General features: G+C 72.0%; 13 protein-coding genes. 5 read left to right on the forward strand and 8 right to left on the reverse strand.

Annotated features, from left to right (window positions below):
• Positions 1-169 precede the first annotated feature (169 nt).
• Positions 170-586 (reverse strand): hypothetical protein, encoded by a 417-nt coding sequence (locus tag ABZW32_RS25445; RefSeq protein WP_356219702.1) that lies wholly within the window; start codon positions 584-586, stop codon positions 170-172.
• 143 nt (positions 587-729) lie between these two features.
• Here ABZW32_RS25445 and ABZW32_RS25450 point away from each other — a divergent pair, with 143 nt between their 5' ends.
• From ABZW32_RS25450 to ABZW32_RS25465, 4 genes are read left to right on the forward strand one after another with little or no spacing between them, the layout of a single operon-like run.
• The gene (locus tag ABZW32_RS25450; protein WP_356219705.1) at positions 730-1,830 is read left to right on the forward strand and encodes a substrate-binding domain-containing protein; all 1,101 of its coding nucleotides are present in this window, start codon (positions 730-732) and stop codon (positions 1,828-1,830) included.
• Complete coding sequence (locus ABZW32_RS25455; protein WP_356219708.1) at positions 1,827-3,011, forward strand: toxic anion resistance protein; 1,185 nt, start codon at positions 1,827-1,829, stop codon at positions 3,009-3,011. Before ABZW32_RS25450 ends, ABZW32_RS25455 begins: the two co-directional genes overlap by 4 nt.
• Positions 3,008-4,678 carry a VWA domain-containing protein gene (locus ABZW32_RS25460; RefSeq protein WP_356219711.1) on the forward strand — a complete coding sequence of 557 codons (1,671 nt, stop codon included), beginning with the start codon at positions 3,008-3,010 and terminating at the stop codon, positions 4,676-4,678. Before ABZW32_RS25455 ends, ABZW32_RS25460 begins: the two co-directional genes overlap by 4 nt.
• Positions 4,665-5,300, forward strand: coding sequence for a hypothetical protein (locus tag ABZW32_RS25465; RefSeq protein WP_356219714.1), 636 nt, complete (start codon positions 4,665-4,667; stop codon positions 5,298-5,300). The genes ABZW32_RS25460 and ABZW32_RS25465 overlap by 14 nt, the downstream gene beginning before the upstream one ends.
• Before the next feature lie 69 nt (positions 5,301-5,369).
• Here ABZW32_RS25465 and ABZW32_RS25470 read toward each other — a convergent pair whose 3' ends face one another.
• Positions 5,370-7,202, reverse strand: a complete 1,833-nt coding sequence (locus ABZW32_RS25470) for a phosphoenolpyruvate carboxykinase (GTP) (RefSeq protein ID WP_356219716.1) — start codon at positions 7,200-7,202, stop codon at positions 5,370-5,372.
• A gap of 220 nt (positions 7,203-7,422) precedes the next feature.
• Between ABZW32_RS25470 and ABZW32_RS25475 the strand changes: the two genes are divergently transcribed.
• Positions 7,423-8,118 (forward strand): hemolysin III family protein, encoded by a 696-nt coding sequence (locus ABZW32_RS25475; RefSeq protein WP_356219718.1) that lies wholly within the window; start codon positions 7,423-7,425, stop codon positions 8,116-8,118.
• A 38-nt stretch (positions 8,119-8,156) separates the two neighbouring features.
• Here the strand turns inward: ABZW32_RS25475 and ABZW32_RS25480 are convergent, their stop codons facing one another.
• The 6 genes from ABZW32_RS25480 to ABZW32_RS25505 form a co-directional block, all read right to left on the reverse strand.
• A complete protein-coding gene (locus ABZW32_RS25480) occupies positions 8,157-8,921 on the reverse strand; it encodes a hypothetical protein (protein ID WP_356219720.1) in 765 nt (254 codons plus the stop codon).
• A 113-nt stretch (positions 8,922-9,034) separates the two neighbouring features.
• Positions 9,035-11,455 (reverse strand): galactose oxidase-like domain-containing protein, encoded by a 2,421-nt coding sequence (locus ABZW32_RS25485; protein WP_356219722.1) that lies wholly within the window; start codon positions 11,453-11,455, stop codon positions 9,035-9,037.
• Between the two features lie 23 nt (positions 11,456-11,478).
• Entirely contained in the window at positions 11,479-12,663 is a 1,185-nt protein-coding gene (locus tag ABZW32_RS25490; protein ID WP_356219725.1) for a glycosyltransferase family 2 protein, read from the reverse strand.
• 6 nt (positions 12,664-12,669) lie between these two features.
• A complete protein-coding gene (locus ABZW32_RS25495) occupies positions 12,670-14,217 on the reverse strand; it encodes a phospholipid carrier-dependent glycosyltransferase (RefSeq protein ID WP_356219826.1) in 1,548 nt (515 codons plus the stop codon).
• A gap of 290 nt (positions 14,218-14,507) precedes the next feature.
• Complete coding sequence (locus ABZW32_RS25500) at positions 14,508-15,815, reverse strand: glycosyltransferase (protein ID WP_356219728.1); 1,308 nt, start codon at positions 15,813-15,815, stop codon at positions 14,508-14,510.
• A gap of 222 nt (positions 15,816-16,037) precedes the next feature.
• Positions 16,038-18,092: a thioredoxin domain-containing protein gene (locus ABZW32_RS25505; protein ID WP_356219730.1), complete on the reverse strand. Its 2,055-nt coding sequence runs from the start codon at positions 18,090-18,092 to the stop codon at positions 16,038-16,040.
• Positions 18,093-18,201 lie beyond the last annotated feature (109 nt).

Genomic DNA, 18,201 nt, shown 5'->3' on the forward strand with positions numbered 1-18,201 from the left:
GCCGTCCCGGCCCCGCCCCCCCCCGCCCCCGGGCCCGGCCCCCCGCCGCCCCGCCGCCCCCGCGCAGAAGCCGCCCCCCGGGCCCGCTCGTTCGTTCGGCCTTCCCTCGACGCGGGCGCTCCCGCCGCCGCTCGTACCGCGACTCCGCCCGGGAGGCCCGCCCGCGGCCTCAGCGCGACGGCGCCGCGGGCGGCGCCGGCGCCACGCCGGCGATCCCGCACCACGGGGCCGTGGACGGGGGCCAGACCGGGCCGATGGCCTCGGACTGGGCCGGGGCGGCCGCGCTGAGGCCCGGCATGCCGATCAGCGCGCGGGCCGTGCGGGCGTCGGGGGCGGGAGGCTGACGGTCACGGAACTCGACCGTGACGACGTAGGAGCCCGTGCCCCGCGCCTCCACCGTCGCCACCACGCGCCGGCTCGCCGGGTCGACGCGGCAGGCGGTGACCCGTACGTCCGGCGGGGGCGGGGCCGCGGCGGGGCCGTCGCCGCCGCTGGCCCACACGTAGAGGCCCAGGGGGGCGAACACCAGCAGGCCCGCCAGTCCCACCAGGCCGACGAGCCAGCCCTGCCACTTCAACGCGCTCACGCCCATGGCACGATCCTCCTCGGCCCCCGCCCGGCCCACCAGCACCCGCGGGCCCACACAGCATTTCGAAGTGGGACCGCCTGGCCACCCGGCGTTCACCGGACACGCCGCGGAATGTGGGTTTCCGCGAGCACGCTGCACCCGTGAGACGCATCCTGGGAATCGCTCTGGCGGTCCTCCTGATCGGCGGCGTGATCGCCGTCATCGTCATCGGGGGCCAAGGACCAGACCGCACGCCAACGAAGAGCGTGCGCGGCGTCATCGGGTCGGAGAAGTCCGAGTTCTTCCGCGACCCCGACGTCACCAAGGCCCTCGCGGCCAAGGGTTACACCGTCAAGACCGAGACATCGGGCTCCTGGGCCATGGACCAGCTCGCCCTCAAGGAGTACGACTTCGCCTTCCCCAGCAGCAGTGAGCCGGCACAGGAGATCGAGGCCGCGGCCGGGATCAAGGGCGCGCAGACCACCAAGCCCTTCTTCTCCCCCCTCGTGGTGATCGCCCGCGCCAACGCGGCCAAGGTGCTCGCCGACAACGGGCTCGCGAAGATGTCGGGGAAGAACTCCGGCACCCTGCTGATGGGGCCCTACCTCAAGGCCACCGAGGAGGACCGCAACTGGCAGCAGCTGACGGGGGCCGGCGCCTTCACCGAGCTGGCCGGACGGGTCTTCATCAAGACCACCGACCCCGCCACCTCCAATTCCGGCGCCCTGTTCATCGCCGCCACCTCCAACGTCGCCAACAACGGCACCGTCGTCTCCGACGACGCCGGGATCACCCGTACCGCGCCCCTGCTCCGCAAGCTGATCTCGGTCCAGGGAGCGCTGGAGCCCAGCACCGACGACCCCTTCCGGGCGTTCATCAGCGGCAGCGGCGAGCCGCTGATCCTCGCCTACGAGTCCCAGGTGGCCTCGCTCCTGATCCAGAAGCAGGCCACCGGGGAGGCCGCCGACATGGTGGTGCTGTACCCGGACACCACCGTCAACTCCCCGCACACCTTCGTACCGATCAGCGAGAAGGCCAAGGAGCTCGGCACGCTCCTCGCCACCGATCCGAAGCTGCGCCAGCTGGCCGTACGCCACGGCTTCCGCCCGCAGGAGGGCGTCGCCGAGTTCACCGCCGCGACCGCGCCGTACCCGGGCTACCTCAATCCGGGGCTGACCGGGATCCGCCAGGTCGGCGCACCGACCGTCAAGGTCCTGATGGCGCTGGCCGCACGCGCCAAGGGGCAGGGGGACACGCCATGACACTGACACCGCCCGAGGACGCCCCGCTCGTCCTCACCGCACCGGAGCCCGTCGCCCCCGTCCGCCGCGAGCAGGCCTCCGGGCTGGTCCCGCTGGAGGACGGGGTGCGGGAGGAGATGAACCGCCGGGCCGGGGAGTACGTCGGCCAGCTCGCCGCGATCGACGTCCGCTCCCCCGAGTTCGCCACCCGGATCGGCGAGATCGCCGCGCTGGGGTCGGCCGACATGCGCGAGGCCGCCCAGCAGTCGAACCGGATGCTGGACCGGGCCGTGCGCTCGCTCGGCACCGAGGGCGGCGACGCGCAGGGCAGTGTCGCCGGCTCGCTCGTCGAGCTGCGGCGCACCGTCGAGGACCTCGACCCTCGGGACGCGCCCGCCAAGGGGGCGCGCCGGCTGCTCGCGAAGCTGCCCGGCGGGAACCGGATGCGCGACCACGTGGCCAAGTACGCCTCCTCGCAGGCCACCCTCAACCGGATCGTCGGCGCGCTGCGCGGCGGTCAGGACGAGCTGCGCCGCGACAACGCGGCCCTGCACACCGAACGGGCCCGGCTGTGGGAGACCATGGGCAGGCTCCAGGAGCACGCGGTGCTCACGGAGGCGCTGGACGGCGCCGTCGAGCAGCGGATCGCCGAGACGGAGCGGGCGGATCCGCAGGCGGCGGACGCGATCCGCGCGGACGTGCTGTTCCCGGTGCGGCAGAAGCACCAGGACCTGCTGACGCAGTTGGCGGTCTGCGCCCAGGGCTATCTGGCGATGGACGTGGTGCGCCGCAACAACGACGAGCTGATCAAGGGCGTCGACCGGGCCGCGACGACCACGGTGTCGGCGCTGCGGATCGCGGTGATGCTGGCCTCGGCGCTGGACCACCAGCGCAAGGTGGTCGAGCAGGTCAACGCGTTGAAGGGGACGACGGAGGAGCTGATCCGGGGGAACGCGGAGATGCTGGCCACCCAGAGCGGGGAGATCCAGCGGATCGCGGCGGACCCGGCGGTGGGGGCGGAGACGCTGCGGACGGCGTTCGCGCAGATCTACGAGACCCTCGACGCGATCGACTCCTTCAAGGTGCAGGCCACGGAGAACATGGCGGCGACGGTGGAGTCCCTGACGGGTGAGCTCCGGTCGGCTTCGGCCCACCTGGCCCGGACGCGGACCGCGGGCGCCCTGGAAGGCGGGGAGCGATGAGTGCCCGTACGGCGCGCACGCGCGCGCGGCTGATGGCGGCGGTGGCCCTGGCCGCGACGCTGCTGGGGGCGGCCGGCTGCACCTCCGACGGCCCGTCGGCGGCTTCCGGCGGTTCCGGGTCCTCGGGCTCTACGGGGTCGTCGGGGTCCTCCGGTGGCGGGCCGAAGCAGCAGGAGTACAAGGAGGGCAGGCTGCGGGTGCTGGCCTCCAGCGAGCTCACCGACATGGAGCCGGTGCTCAAGGCGGCGAAGGCCGCGACCGGTGTCTCGGTCGACTTCACCTGGTCGGGGACGCTGGACGCGGCGGAGCAGGTGGCCTCCGGCAAGGCGGACGGCAAGTACGACGCGATCTGGCTGTCGTCCAACGACTACCTGCGGCTGCGGCCGGAGGCGGCGTCGAAGCTGGCCAACGAGACGCCGGTGATGTCCTCGCCGGTGGCGGTCGGGGTGAAGCCGCAGGCGCTGGCCCGGCTGGGCTGGAAGCCGCAGGAGGTGACCTGGTCGGCGGTCGAGGAGGCCGTCGCCGCCGGGAAGCTGACGTACGGGATGACGGATCCGGTGCACTCCAACTCCGGTTTCTCCGCGCTGGTGTCGGTGGCCTCGGGGTTGTCGGGCGCGCAGTCGGCGCTGACCGACGCCGACGTGCGCACGGCGCAGCCGCGGCTGCGGGAGTTCTTCAAGGGGCAGAAGCTGACCTCGGGTTCCTCGGGCTGGCTGGTGACGGCGTACGCGAAGCGCGGTGACGTGGACGCGCTGGTCAACTACGAGTCGGTGCTGCTGTCGATGAACGACCGGGCGAAGGAGCCGCTGACGGTGATCCGGCCGAAGGACGGGGTGGTGACGGCGCACTATCCGCTGACGCTGCTGACCTCGGCCCCGGCCGGTGCGCGCGAGTCGGGGCGGCTGCTGACGGAGTACCTGCGGGGCGAGGCCGCGCAGAAGGCCATCACGGAGAAGACCTTCCGGCGGCCGGTGGCGGCCGGGGTGACCCCGGCCGCCGGGCTGGACGGGGAGCGGCGGCGCGAGCTGCCGTTCCCGGGCTCGCGGTCGGTGGCGGACGGCCTGCTGGCCTCGTACGAGAACGAGCTGCGCCGGCCGTCGCGCACGGTGTACGTGCTGGACACCTCGGGTTCCATGGCGGAGCAGGACCGGATCGGCCGGCTGAAGTCGGCGCTCACCGACCTTACGGGGAGCGGGAGTTCGGGAACCGGCGAGCGGTTCAGGGACCGCGAGGAGGTGACTCTGCTGCCCTTCGGTGACAAGGTGAAGCAGGTGCTGACGCACGTCGTCGAACCGGGGAATCCCGGGCCGGCCCTGGAGGCGATCCGGGGTGACGTGGGGTCCCTCCGACCGGAGGGGGGCACGGCCGTGTACGGGAGTCTGAAGGCCGCGTACCAGCACCTGGGGCAGGGGAACGCCGACGCGTTCACCTCGATCGTGCTCATGACGGACGGGCAGAGCGGGGACAAGGTGCAGGACTTCGACTCCTTCTACGCGGGGCTGCCGGAAGGGCAGAAGCACACTCCGGTCTTCGCGGTGCTGTTCGGGGACTCGGACCGCAAGGAGCTCACGCACATCACGGAGCTGACCGGCGGCCGTCTCTTCGACGCCACCGACGGGAACGGTTCGCTGGACGGCGCCTTCGAGGAGATCCGTGGCTACCAGTAGGACGTCCGGCGGCGCGACCGCCGGAGCCCGGGTGCTCGGGTACCTGGAGTCGGGCAAGAACCTGGCGGGCGGCGTCGGCGGGCTGATCGGGCTGGGGCTGACGCTGGCCGGGGTGGCGGGTGCGTACTGGCCCGTGGTGGTCGCGGGCCTGTACGCGGCGGGCGCGCTGATCGCCCCGCCGGCCCGGATCGACACCCCGTACTTCCCGGATCCGGCGGAGCAGTTGGGCGTCGTACGGGAGGACCTGGGCCGGCTGCGGGAGTACGTGGCGGAGGTGGAGCTGCCGCCGGCGGCCGAGGGCAAGCTGAGCGAGCTGCTGGACCTGTACGCGGCGCTGCTCGATCCGGGCTGGGTGGCGGACGTGCTGGCCACGGAGCCGGAGGCGGTGCACACGCTGTCGCGGGCGATCCGGCTGGACGTGCCGGAGTGCGTGGACACGTACAACCGGACCCGCTGGTGGACCCGGCTGACGCCGGGCGGGGAATCTCCGGAGCGGCACCTGGAGCGGCAGCTGTCGGTGCTGTTCGAGGAGGCGGAACGCGTGACGGCGGGCCTCCACGATGTGGAGGCCCGCCGTCAGCAGACGCACACGACCTATTTGGAAGGTCGCAGGGAGCCCTAGGTCGGGGAATCCCGCGTCAGCCCTCGGCCGGGGACAGCCAGCCTCGGTTCTTGGGGGTGGGGCCGGGGACTAGCCCAGGCGCTCGACGAGCGCGTGGTACTGGTCCCACAGCTCCTTGGGGGTGTGGTCGCCGTAGGTGTTCAGGTGCTCGGGGACCAGGGCGGCCTCCTCGCGCCAGACCTCCTTGTCGACCGTGAGGAGGAAGTCCAGGTCCTCGGCCGGGAGGTCGAGGCCGTCCAGGTCGAGGGAGTCCTTGGTCGGCAGGACGCCGATGGGGGTCTCCACGCCCTCGGCGGTGCCGTCGAGGCGGCCGACGATCCACTTCAGGACGCGGCTGTTCTCGCCGAAGCCGGGCCACACGAACTTGCCCGCGTCGTTCTTGCGGAACCAGTTCACGTAGTAGATCTTCGGGAGCTTGGCCTGGTCCTTGTCGGCCGCGACCTTGACCCAGTGGGCCATGTAGTCGCCCATGTTGTAGCCGCAGAACGGCAGCATGGCGAAGGGGTCGCGGCGCAGTTCGCCGACCTTGCCCTCGGCGGCGGCGGTCTTCTCGGAGGCGATGTTCGAACCGATGAAGACGCCGTGGTTCCAGTCGAAGGACTCGGTGACCAGCGGGACCGCGGAGGCGCGGCGGCCGCCGAAGAGGATCGCGGAGATCGGGACGCCCTTGGGGTCCTCCCACTCGGGGGCGATCGTCGGGCACTGCGACGCCGGGACGGCGAAGCGGGCGTTGGGGTGCGCGGCCGGGGTCCCGGACTCCGGGGTCCAGGCGTTGCCCTTCCAGTCGATCAGGTGCGCGGGCGCCTCTTCGGTCATGCCCTCCCACCAGACGTCGGAGCCGTCGGGGGTGAGCGCGACGTTGGTGAAGACGGTGTTGGCGTACATGGTCTTCATGGCGTTGGCGTTGGTGTGCTCGCCGGTGCCGGGGGCGACGCCGAAGAAGCCGGCCTCGGGGTTGATCGCGTAGAGGCGGCCGTCCTCGCCGAAGCGCATCCAGGCGATGTCGTCGCCGATGGTCTCGACCGTCCAGCCGGGGATGGTCGGCTCCAGCATGGCGAGGTTGGTCTTGCCACAGGCCGACGGGAACGCGGCGGCGACGTACTTCGCTTCGCCCTCGCCCTGCGGCGGGGTGAGCTTGAGCACCAGCATGTGCTCGGCGAGCCAGCCCTCGTCACGCGCCATGACGGAGGCGATGCGCAGCGCGTAGCACTTCTTGCCGAGCAGGGCGTTGCCGCCGTAGCCGGATCCGAAGGACCAGATCTCGCGGGTCTCGGGGAAGTGCGAGATGTACTTGGTGGTGTTGCACGGCCACGGCACGTCCTCCTGGCCCTCGGCGAGCGGGGCGCCGAGGGTGTGGACGGCCTTGACGAAGAATCCGTCGGTGCCGAGCTCGTCGAGGACGGCCTTGCCCATGCGGGTCATGGTGCGCATGGCGACCGCGACGTAGGCGGAGTCGGTGATCTCGACGCCGATCGCGGAGAGCTCGGAGCCGAGGGGGCCCATGCAGAAGGGGACGACGTACATCGTGCGGCCCTTCATGGAGCCGCGGAATATGCCCTGCTCGCCCGAGAAGATCTCCTTCATCTCGGAAGGAGCCTTCCAGTGGTTCGTGGGGCCCGCGTCCTCGGCCTTCTCGGAGCAGATGAAGGTCCGGTCCTCGACGCGCGCGACGTCGGAGGGGTCGGAGGCGGCGTAGTAGGAGTTCGGGCGCTTGGCCTCGTCCAGCTTCTTGAACGTTCCCTTGGAGACGAGCTCCTCGCACAGGCGCTCGTACTCGGCCTCGGAGCCGTCGCACCAGACCACGCGGTCCGGCTGGGTGAGGGCTGCGATCTCGTCCACCCAGGAGACCAGCTCCGAGTGGGTCGTCGGGACGGAAGTGGGAGCCGCGTTGTCGCGCGCCACGATTGCTCCTTGTTGAGGGGTTTGTTTGGTGTTGGCCCCGTGGGGGCTGCGACCCGGACGCTTCGCGCTCCGCTCATCCGGTGTCGACCGCACTCATCTGATCATCCGGTGGATGTGCGCATATGTCCAGAGGGCCTCTCACGTGAGCATCGACACGTCCGTCAATCTTCCGTAAAGAGCCCTGACGGAAACCTACGGACCCGTAGGTAGCATGTGGGTCATGACTTCTGACGCCGCCGCCGTAGCGGCCTCACCGGCAGCGCCGGGGGTGGAGACCGAGGCCAAGCCGCTGATGCGCGGCTGGCTGCACACCGGAATGTTCCCCGCCGTGGTGATCGCGGGCCTGGCGCTGATGGCCTTCACCGACTCCACCCGGGCGCGCGTGGCCTGCGGCGTGTACGTCCTCACGGCGTGCCTGCTCTTCGGCGTCAGTGCCGTCTACCACCGCGGCACCTGGGGGCCGCGCGGCGAAGCGATTCTGCGCCGCCTCGACCACGCCAACATCTTCCTGATCATCGCGGGCACCTACACCCCGCTCACGGTCCTGCTCCTGCCGGCCTCCACCGGGCGCACCCTGCTGTGGGCGGTGTGGATCGCGGCGGCGGCCGGCATCGCCTTCCGCGTCTTCTGGGTCGGCGCCCCGCGCTGGCTCTACACCCCCTGCTACATCGCGATGGGCTGGGCCGCGGTCTTCTTCCTGCCCGACTTCCTGCGCACCGGCGGCATCACGGTCCTGGTGCTGGTGATCGTGGGCGGTCTGCTCTACAGCGTGGGCGGTGTGATCTACGGCATCAAGCGGCCCAACCCGTCCCCGCGCTTCTTCGGTTTCCACGAGGTCTTCCACTCGCTGACGCTGGCGGCCTTCGTGGCCCACTACGTCGGCATCTCCCTGGCCGCCTACTCGCACCGGGGCTGACGGCGCGGAGGGGCGGCGCGGCAGCCGCGGGCGGAGGGTCAGCGCGGCAGCTCGCGGGCGAGGGCGGTCAGTACGGCCCGGGTCTTCGTCTCCCCCGTCCGCGGCGGGGTGAGGCCGCGGTCGCGCAGGCCCTCCCCGAGCAGGTCCTGGACCCGGGGCGCGTCGTCGACGTCGGCGCGGACCGACACCTCCAGGAACCGCAGTCCGCCGTCGGTGGTCCACTCCTCGATCGCCACGGATCCGGGCAGCCCGTCCCAGTCCTGCTTCCACTTGACGGCGTGCACCGGGCCCAGCGCCGTCAGGGCGTCGAGGTCCTCCCCGTCCGCGTCGGCCGCCTCCAGCAGTTCCAGTTGCGGCTTGGTGACCAGATCGCCGAGGGAGCCGCGTTCGGCGTCGAGGGCATCGTCGAACTCCCGGTCGGCCTCCAGCGAGGCCGCCAGGACGGGGCCGAAATCGGGCCCGGCCCGGTCCTGCTCGATCCGGTACTCCCAGTGATCCTCCTCGCGCTCCTCCTGCCAGGACTGCGGCAGCGGGTGGCACGGGCGCAGTTTGACGGTCAGGTCCGCCTTGTGTTTGGAGTCCGGTCCGGCCTCGTCCCGGCGCAGGCGCAGGATGAGCCCCCGGTCCAGCAGGGGCAGCGCGACCGCGCCGCCGGCCGACTTCTCCGGCCGGTCCCAGAAGTGGACGGCCCGCGAGCGGCCCTCCTCGCGGTCGAGCTCCAGCGCGTCGAACGCGGTCCCGGCCTCCGCGCCGACGAAGCTGATCTTGATCTCTGCGGCCGTGGCCGTCGGGAGCTGCTTCATGGTGCCGTTATCGCACGGCGGACGGGCACCCGCATTCCGGGCGACGGGCCCGCACCGCCCCCGTACCGGGCGGGTACGGGCGCGGGGCGGGCGGGGCCGGGTGGCGGGAACGGCTAGCAGGCGCGACCGTCGCCGTCCGGGTCCAGGCGCAGCGGGTCGCTGCCGTTGACCTTCATCCCCTTCGGGAACCGGTGGGCGGCCAGCCAGTCGCAGCGCGCCCGGGTGGTCTTCTCGACCTCCGCCGGGAAGTTCGCCGGGACGCACAGGCTCGCCGTCCCGTAGTGGCGGTCGCAGCCGGCCACGGTCGGGGCGACCGGGGCCGCGTCGCGCTGCTGCGGATTGGGCTTCGGGGCGGCCAGTGCGTCCGCGAAGGAGTGTTCGTGGGCGGTCGGCTGCTGCCCCTGTGCGGCCACGAGCGCCGGCGCTCCGCCGAGGTGGACCCAGGTGGCGACCGAGGGGACGCCGTTCGCGTCGACGCCGAAGAGCATGTACCAGCCGGGCGGCGCCAGGTTGGGGTTGCTGGTGACGTTGAGGTCGATGGTGGTGTTGTTGACGACGGTCATGGGCAGGTCCACGAACCGCTGGTTGGGGTCGGAGGAGTGGGTGACGGCCGCCGGGCGGATCAGTTCCGCCTTGGCGATCGGCCGGTCGACGGTGATCCGCTGCGTGTCTCCGTAGACCCACTCGGTGTCGATCACCGAGGTGAGCCGGGGGCGCGGGCCCTTGAAGAGGTACGGCGGGGTGTAGATCGACACCGCGTGGTTGTACGTGCCGTTGCCCGGGTTGTCCCCGACCGACATGACGCGGCCGTCGGGCAGCAGGAAGGCGCCCGAGTGGTAGGTGCGCGGGATCGGGTCGGTGGCCAGGCCCGGCTGGTAGGTGTTGTTCGCGGGGTCGAAGAAGGAGGCCTCGAAGACCGGGTCGGCCCGGTCGTGCAGCCCGCCGCCGGTCTCCAGGACCTTGCCGTCGGGCAGCAGCACGGCGGACACGTACATCTTGCCCTCGGCGCCGGTCTGCGGGCGCTTGCCGGCGCCGACGTCGACGAGGCCCTGCGGGAGGTCGGGGCCCGCGGTGTATCCGGGGCTCGGCTTCTTCAGGTCGATGATGTCGGTGAGGCGGTTCGCGGGCGGGTTGGTCTCGTTGTTGCCGCCGCCGATGGTCAGCACCCGCTGGTCCTGGGCCGGGGGCAGCAACACGCTCGCCGACTCGTCACGCGCGTCCTTCCCGCGCAGTCCGGGCACGTCGGTGACGGTGTTGGCGTCGTAGTCGTAGATCGAGGAGCCGGATCCGGCCGTGCCGTTGCCGAAGGTGTGGCTGCCGGAGTAGAAGAGCCGGCCGTCCTGCATGAGGATCATCGAGGGGTACAGGCCCCAGTACGACCAGGTCTGGTTGACCTGGTTCATCGGCAGCCACTTGTTCTGCGCCGCCGAGAACTTCTCGGCCGTGACGTTGCCGGTGGAGTCCTCCTTCAGACCGCCGAAGGAGATCACGTCGCCGTTGCCGAGGACGGTGGCGGACGGGTACCAGTGGCCGCCGTTCATGTCGTTGGTCTTCGTGTACGTCTCGGTCGCCGGGTCGAAGACGTACGAGTCCTTCAGCCCCTGGTAGCCGATCTTGCCGTCGGCGGACGGGTAGCCCTTGTTGCCGCTCATCACCAGCACCCGGCCGTCTGCCAGTTGCACGTGGCCGGAGCAGAACATGTCGACCGGCGTCGGGATCGTCCTGACCGAGCCGGCCACCGGGTCGTAGACGGCGGAGGTGAAGGTCCCGGCGTTGAACTGGGATATGTCGTTGCCCGATCCCGCGATCAGCAGCACCTTGCCGTTCTTGAGGACCACGGCGTGCATCGAGCGGACCGGGTTCTGGGCGGCCATCACCTCCCACTTGCCCTTGGCGCACTGGTCGGGCGTGCCCGTGCAGACGGGCTGGGGCGGGACGGCCCCGACCTCCTCCACCGCGTAGTCGTCGGTGGTGAGGGTGCCGACGCCGTAGACCGACAGCCCCCAGGTGATCTTGTCGGTGTTCGGCGGGACGGCGGGCGTACGGACCTCCGTGCGCGCCCACGCGGCGCTGACCGGCGGGTTCTGCAGGTCGGTCCAGTACTGCCAGCCGGCGGTGGTGTCGTGGCGGAAGACGGTCACGGAGACGTCGGGGGTGTTCGACTTGTACCAGGCGGACAGGTCGTACTGCCGGCCCGGTGTGACGGTGGGGGCGCAGGTGGCGTTCTCGGTGACCAGGGCCTTGCGGTCGCCGTCGACGCGGCGGGTGAGGGAGACCTTCATGGCCTTGGTGCCGCCGTGCGCGTCGGCGACGGTGGCGAAGGTGAAGTCGTTGTCGCCCCAGCCGGACTTCTCCCAGCAGGCGGGCATGTCGGCGCCGGCCGGTCCGGCGGTCTCGAAACCGGGGTTGGTGAGCAGGTTGGGCGGTCCGGCCGTGGCCTGCTGCGGTGCGGTGAGCAGCAGGCCGGCGGTCATCGCCCCGACGGCGAGGAGGGCGGCCCGGCGCCCTGCCCTCCGTCGGATCTTCCTCTGCATGCGGGGTGTCCTTTCGGTGCGGCTCAACTCCTGCGTGAGGTCGCCGCACGTGGCCCGCGCGGCAGGTAGACGAGGGCTTCGGTGGCGGCGAAGCGCAGGACGAAGGTGGTCACGAGCGCGAGGGCCGTCGCGGGCAGGACGCCGAGGCCGAGCCGGGCGACGAACAGCGCGATGAGCGGGATCCGCAGGAGCAGGTCGGCGTTGGCGAGGAGGGCGAAGCGGCCGATCCGGTCCGCCCAGTGGCGGTGGCGGCGGCGGTCGCGGAAGAGCAGGGTCTCGATGAGGAGGAAGTTCCACAGCACCCCGGCCTGGTTGGCGAGGACCTCGGCGGCCAGGTACTGCACCCCGGCGTGGGTCAGGAGCCACAGCGCCAGCAGGTTCGGGGCGAAGCCGGAGAGGCCGATCAGGCCGAAGCCGATCATCCGGGCGAGCGGGCTCGCGGAGCGCAGGGCGGCCAGGTGCGCGAGGAAGCGGAGCCCCTCGCGGGCTCCGGACTTGGACTCCCCGGCGAAGCGGTCCTGGAAGACGAAGGGGACCTCGGCGGTCTTCGCGGGGCGGCAGCGGACGGCCAGTTCCAGCAGGATCTTGTAGCCGAGGGGTTTGAGGGCGTCGGCGCTCACGGCGGAGCGGCGCATCGCGAAGAAGCCGCTCATCGGGTCGCTGATCCCGCGCAGGGCGCGCGGGAAGAGGCCTTTGGCCAGCCAGGTCGCGCCGCGCGAGACGGCGACGCGGTAGCTCCCGGCGAGGCCCGCCCGGCTGCCGCCGGCGATGTAGCGGGAGGCGACGACCAGGTCGGCGCCGGTGCGGGTGCCCTCGCCGACCAGTTCGGGGACGAGGTGGGGCGGGTGCTGGAGGTCGGCGTCCATGACGACGATCCACTCGGAGCCGGCCCGCTTGACCCCCTCGACGACGGCCCCGCCGAGGCCGCCCTCGGCGACCTGCCGGTGCAGGACGGCCACCGGGAAGGGGCAGTCCGCGGCGGCCTTCTCGATAACGGCCGGGGTGTCGTCGGTGGAGTCGTCGACGAAGAGCACCTCGCAGGGCGCGCCGACGGGCAGTGAGGCGCGCAGTCTGCTGAGCAACTCCCCCACGTTCGCGGCCTCGTTGAAGGTCGGGATGATCACGGTGACGCTGCCGGGGGCCGGCGCCCGCCCCGCGGCGGCCTCCGGCGCGTCCAGGGCGCGCGGGGGCCACAGGTCCTCGCTCATGGTGGTTCAGCTCCCACTCTCGCGGTCGGTGCGGCGGATCTCGACACGGTCCTCGCCCGTACCGAAGACGGCGACCGCGGTCGAATGCTCCAGTGCAGCCTTCACGTTGGGCAGGTCCGCCGCATCACGACGCACGGTGGGCGAGGAGACGACGTAGTCGATGTCCCGCCACCCGCGCGGCAGGGTCTTGGTGACGGCCGGGTCGAGGTCCGCCTTGTAGAACCAGATGGCGCCCGTTCCGGGTGCAAAACCGTGGTGAACAGCGTCGAGCCACAGGGCGTCGTCCACGAGGACGCGGGTGTTCGCCGGTTCGGGGACCGTGCCGAGCCAGGCGGCGGCCTGCCGGTAGGGGGCGTTCGCGTCGGCGGTGAGGGCGGTGCGGTTGCCGTCGTACCAGCGCGGCAGGACGTAGACGGCGGCGCAGGCGGCGAGCACGACGGTCAGCGCCCAGCGTGCGCACACCAGGGCGCGGCGCTCTCCCGGGGTGCGGCGCCGGCGCAGGACGGCGTGGGTGACGCTCGCCGCCGCGGCGGCGAGGACCAGGGCGAGGAAGGGCAGGGCCTGGATGACGTACATGGCGGGCAGGTAGCCGGAGGGCCGCAGCGCGACGAGCGCGAGGATCACGGCGGCCAGGGCCGGTCCGGCCAGGGCCCGCGCGGTGACCGACCAGCGGGTGGTGGCCAGCAGCAGGACGGCGCCGGCGAGCCCGCCGAGCGGCAGGACGGTGTCGTAGTAGAGCCAGGACCGGAACACGCCGTACGAGCCGGAGCCGGGGTCGAGGATGAATCCGGAGCCGGGGCGGCCCATCTGGTAGGTGATGCCGTCGATGAGGGAGACGTGTCCGGCGCCGGGCAGCAGTTCGCCGTTGAGCAGGGCGTACAGCGGGTACGAGAGCCCGATCAGGGCGCAGGCGGTGACGGCTCCGGTGACGGCGAACTTGCGGGTGTCGCGGTGGCTGTGGCGCCACATCGTCACCAGCAGCGCCGGGAGCACCACCAGCATCGTCTCTTTGGTCAGGACGGCGGTGGCGGCGGCCAGACCCGAGGCGAAGTGGTGCCAGAGGTGGCGGCTGGGGGACGCGGCGAGGCAGAAGGCCAGCAGCATCCACATCACGGCGAGGTTGTCGAGGAAGATCTCCCGCTGGAGCACGACGGAGAGCGGGGAGAGCCCGAAGAGGGCCATCGCGAGTCCGGCCGCCCAGCGCGGCAGCCAGAGCCGGCGGGCGAGGACGTAGATCAGCACCGAGCTGACCCCGGAGACGGCGAGCATCGAGAACCGCATCGGCGCGACCGTCATCCAGTCGGGCACGAAGAGGGAGGGCAGGTACGTCAGCCCGGCCACCTGGATCCAGCCGAGCGGCGGGTGGTCGTACCAGTAGGTGTAGTGGGCGAGGCCCTTGCCCTGCTGGACGGCCCAGGCCTGCGCGAGGTACGTGCCCTCGTCGTCGCTCAGGGTGGGGAAGTGGGTGATGTTCCAGCCCTGGACGAGGAGGATCGCCAGCAGCAGGGTCGCGCAGAGCAGCAGGTCGGGGCGGGAGGAACGGAAGCGGACCAGGGGCCGGGCGGGCGCGGGCGGCCGGACGCCGAGGCCGCCGGTGGGGCGTCCGGTGCCGGGTGCGGGGCCGGGGCCGGGGCCGGGGCCGGGGCCGGGGCCGGCGGGGCGGCGCTGGGCGGGGACTCTGGGCTCGGTGGTGGTGTCGGTGGCGGTGGCGGTGGCGGTGTCCGCTCCGGCTCGGGGGCGGACGGGCAGGGTGGCGGCGGAGGCTTCGGCGGCCGGGGCTCCGGCTTCGGCTTCGTCCGGTCCGGGCTGAGGCTGGGGATCAGTGGCCGTGGGCAGGGTGGCGGTCACCGGTGGCTGTCCTCTCGGATCGCGGTGGAAGCGGTGGAGGCCGTCGCCCCGGTCAGGTGGGCGCCGGTGTGGCTGGTCAGTTCCCACTCGTTGCGGCCGCGCTGCTCGCGCCAGACCGCGCGGATCGCGGCGCCCGCCAGCATCACCTGGTAGAAGGGGCCGCCGACGACGAGCTTGACGTAGTGCACGAAACGGACCCGCAGCCCGTACTGGCGGCCGAAGTCGTGGAGGCCGACGATCTCGAAGACGAAGGTCACGAGCGCGGTGATCATGGGCAGGAAGGTGATGATCGCGATGCCGACCGGCACGTCGAGGAAGACCGCGACGGCGAAGTTCACCGGGATGATCACCCCGGAGGCCGCCTGCATGAAGGGGGTCATCAGCGTGTAGCGGGCCAGCCAGCGCTGGCCGCGGCCGGGCAGCCGGCGCCAGTCCTTCTTCCGGTAGACCTGGAGGAAGCCCTGGTTCCAGCGGGTGCGCTGCTTGAGCAGGCTCATCAGCGAGCCCGGCGTCTCCTCGCGGGTGACCATGTCGGAGTCGTAGGCGACGACCACCTTCTTGCCCACGGAGGAGAGCCGCACCCCCAGGTCACAGTCCTCGGCGAGGCAGTTCTGGTCCCAGCCGCCCGCCTCGCGCAGCACCTCGGTGCGCACGAAGACCGTGTTGCCCCCGAGCGGGATGAAGCCCTTCTCGGCGTGCAGGTGGAGCCGGGAGCGGAACCAGAAGAAGTACTCCAGGCAGTTGCGCAGGCTGTACCAGCTGGAGTGGAAGTTGATCAGCTGTACGCCGCCCTGCACCACGTCCGCCCCGGTGGCCCGGAAGGCGTGGTCGACGTGGGCGAGGAGCTCGGGATGGACCTGGTCCTCGGCGTCGAAGACGCCCACGATGTCGCCCCGGCAGTGCGGGAGCGCGGTGTTGAGGGCCTTCGGCTTGTTCTTCGCCTCGTGGTGGTCGGTGACGACGCGGACGCGCTCGGGCGCACGGGCGGCGGCGCGTTCGGCGACGGCCGCCGTCCCCGGGTCGTCGTGGCCGACGATCACGATGATCTCGTAGTCGGTGTGGCTCGATTCGAGGAGCCGGTCGATCGTGTGCTCCAGGACGGCCTGCTCGTGGCGGGCGGGCAGGAGCAGCGAGAACGCCAGCCGGCCGTCGCCGTCGGGGCGGTCGAACCGGGTCGACGCGAGCGTCTCCGGCGTGCGCCACGCGTGCATCTGCCACCACAGGGTGAAGGCGGCCATCCAGAAGAGTGCCAGCGAAATGGCAGCAATGAACACAGAAGTGTACAAACTGTCCCCCACAGACATGCCGCAACCCCAGGCGGCGATCGAAAACCCCCCGGAGGCGGACCACGGGCCCCCCGGCCCTCCGCCTCCGCTTCCCCCTCGTGCGCACCCCCCAGTGCGCGGATCGGCGAATCCCGAAGCCATGAGATTAGGCAGGGAACGTGAAGCGGAGGCGCCGCCCAGATAAAAACCACGTTTCGGAGTTGATGTACAACAACCGGAATTGACGGTACTCCGGGTACTTCAGGGACGAACCGCGCCCAACTGGTCCGCCAATTCGACCAGTTCTGTCGTAGGACGCGCGCAGACGAAGTGCCGGCACACGTACGCCGTCGGAAGGTCGCGAACAAGTGTGCGCTCGGCCAGGAGGGGGAACTCCCCGCCGCTCCCGTCCGCCGCACGCGGCGGACCCACCGCCACCACCGCCCCGGGAGCCGTACCCAGCAACGCCGTCCGGTGCAGCGCGGCCCGCGCCGGATCGTCCGGATGCCCCACGACGGCCACCTCGCGCGGCCCGTCCACGAGCGCCTCCGCCACCGCCAGACCGTGCCCGATGAAGCGCGGGGCGCGCGGCCCGAGGGCGTGCACCACAGCCAGCGCCCGCTCGGCCGCCGTGCGGTGCGGCTGCGAACCGGTGTGCGCGGCGTACGAGAGCAGCGCCCCGGCGGCGGCCGTCCAGCCGGAGGGGGCGGCCGTGTCGGTGGGGTCCTGCGGCCGCCTGATCAGCCGCTCGGCGTCGTGCGCGGTGTCGTAGAGCGAGCCGTCCTCGGCGGTGAAGCGGGCCATCACCAGGTCCACGAGGAATCCGGCGAACTCCAGCCACACCCCCTCACCGGTGACGGAGGCCAGCGCCAGGAAGCCCTCGGCGACGTCGCCGTAGTCCTCCAGCACCCCGGCGTTGGTACCGACCCGGCCGTCACGGCTGGTGCGGGCCAGGCGGGCGGAACCGTCCATGTGGACCCGCACGAGCAGGTCGGCGGCCTCGGTGGCCCGCTCGACCAGGTCCGGGCGCTCGAAGTACGCCCCGCACTCGGCGAGCGCCGCGATGGCCAGCCCGTTCCAGGCGGCGACGACCTTGTCGTCCCGGCCGGGCGCGGGGCGCTGCGCGCGGGAGGCGAGCAGCCGCTCCTTGATCCCGGCGAGGCGCTCCGCGTCGAGGGCGGGGCCGTCCCGGTGCAGCTGCAGCACCGAGGCGCCGTGCTCGAAGGTGCCCTCCTGCGTCACCCCGAAGTACGCCTGCGCCAGGGCCCCGTCGTCCTCGCCGAGCACCTCGGCGAACTGCTCCGGGGTCCACGCGTAGTAGGCCCCCTCGACGTGCTTCCCGCTGGCCGGGTCCTCACTGTCGGCATCGAGGGCGGAGGCGAACCCGCCCTGCTCCGTGCGCAGTTCCCGCACCATGAAGTCGGCGGTCTCCAGCGCGACCCGCCGCGCGAGCTCCGATCCGGTGGCCCGCCAGAGGTGGGCGTACACGCGGCAGAGCAGCGCGTTGTCGTAGAGCATCTTCTCGAAGTGCGGCACCACCCAGTCGCGGTCCACGGAGTACCGGGCGAACCCGCCGCCCAGCTGGTCGTAGATCCCGCCCCGGGCCATCGCCTCGCAGGTGTCGACGGCCATCTGGAGGGCGCCCTCGGAGCCGGTACGGGCGTGGTGGCGCAGCAGGAACTCCAGCACCATGGACGGCGGGAACTTCGGCGCGCCGCCGAAGCCCCCGCGCACGGCGTCGTACTCCCGCGTCAGCCCGAGCAGCGCCCCGGCCAGCTCCTCGGGACCGGGCACGCCGGCCTTGCCGTAGTCCAACTGCCGCCCGGCCAGGTCCCGCACGATCCGCTGCGCGACCTCGGCGACCTCCTCGGGCCGCCCGACCCAGGCGGTCCGCACTCCTTCGAGCACCTGCGCGAAGGAGGGCATCCCGTGGCGGGGCTCGGGCGGGAAGTAGGTGCCGAAGTAGAAGGGCTCGGCGTCCGGGGTCAGGAACACGGTCATGGGCCAGCCGCCCTGCCCGGTCGCGGCCTGCACGGCCTCCATGTAGACGGCGTCGATGTCGGGCCGCTCCTCGCGGTCCACCTTGACGTTGACGAAGTGCTCGTTCATGAACGCGGCGGTCGATTCGTCCTCGAAGGACTCGTGCGCCATGACATGACACCAATGACACGCAGAGTAACCGACCGACAGCAGAACGGGCACGTTGCGCCGCCGCGCCTCCTCGAAGGCCTCGGGGACCCACTGCCACCAGTCCACGGGGTTCTCGGCGTGCTGCAGCAGGTACGGGGAGGTGGCATCGGCCAGGCGGTTCACCATGCCCGCAGTATCGCAGCACCGAACTCGGGAACCCCGAAGCCGGAGCGGACCGGTGGGGGCGGTATCAGCCGGTCGGCCCGCGCGCCCCACCTCACCCACCACGGCCATG

Source organism: Streptomyces sp. NPDC004667 (assembly GCF_040609475.1).
GTDB lineage: Bacteria > Actinomycetota > Actinomycetes > Streptomycetales > Streptomycetaceae > Streptomyces.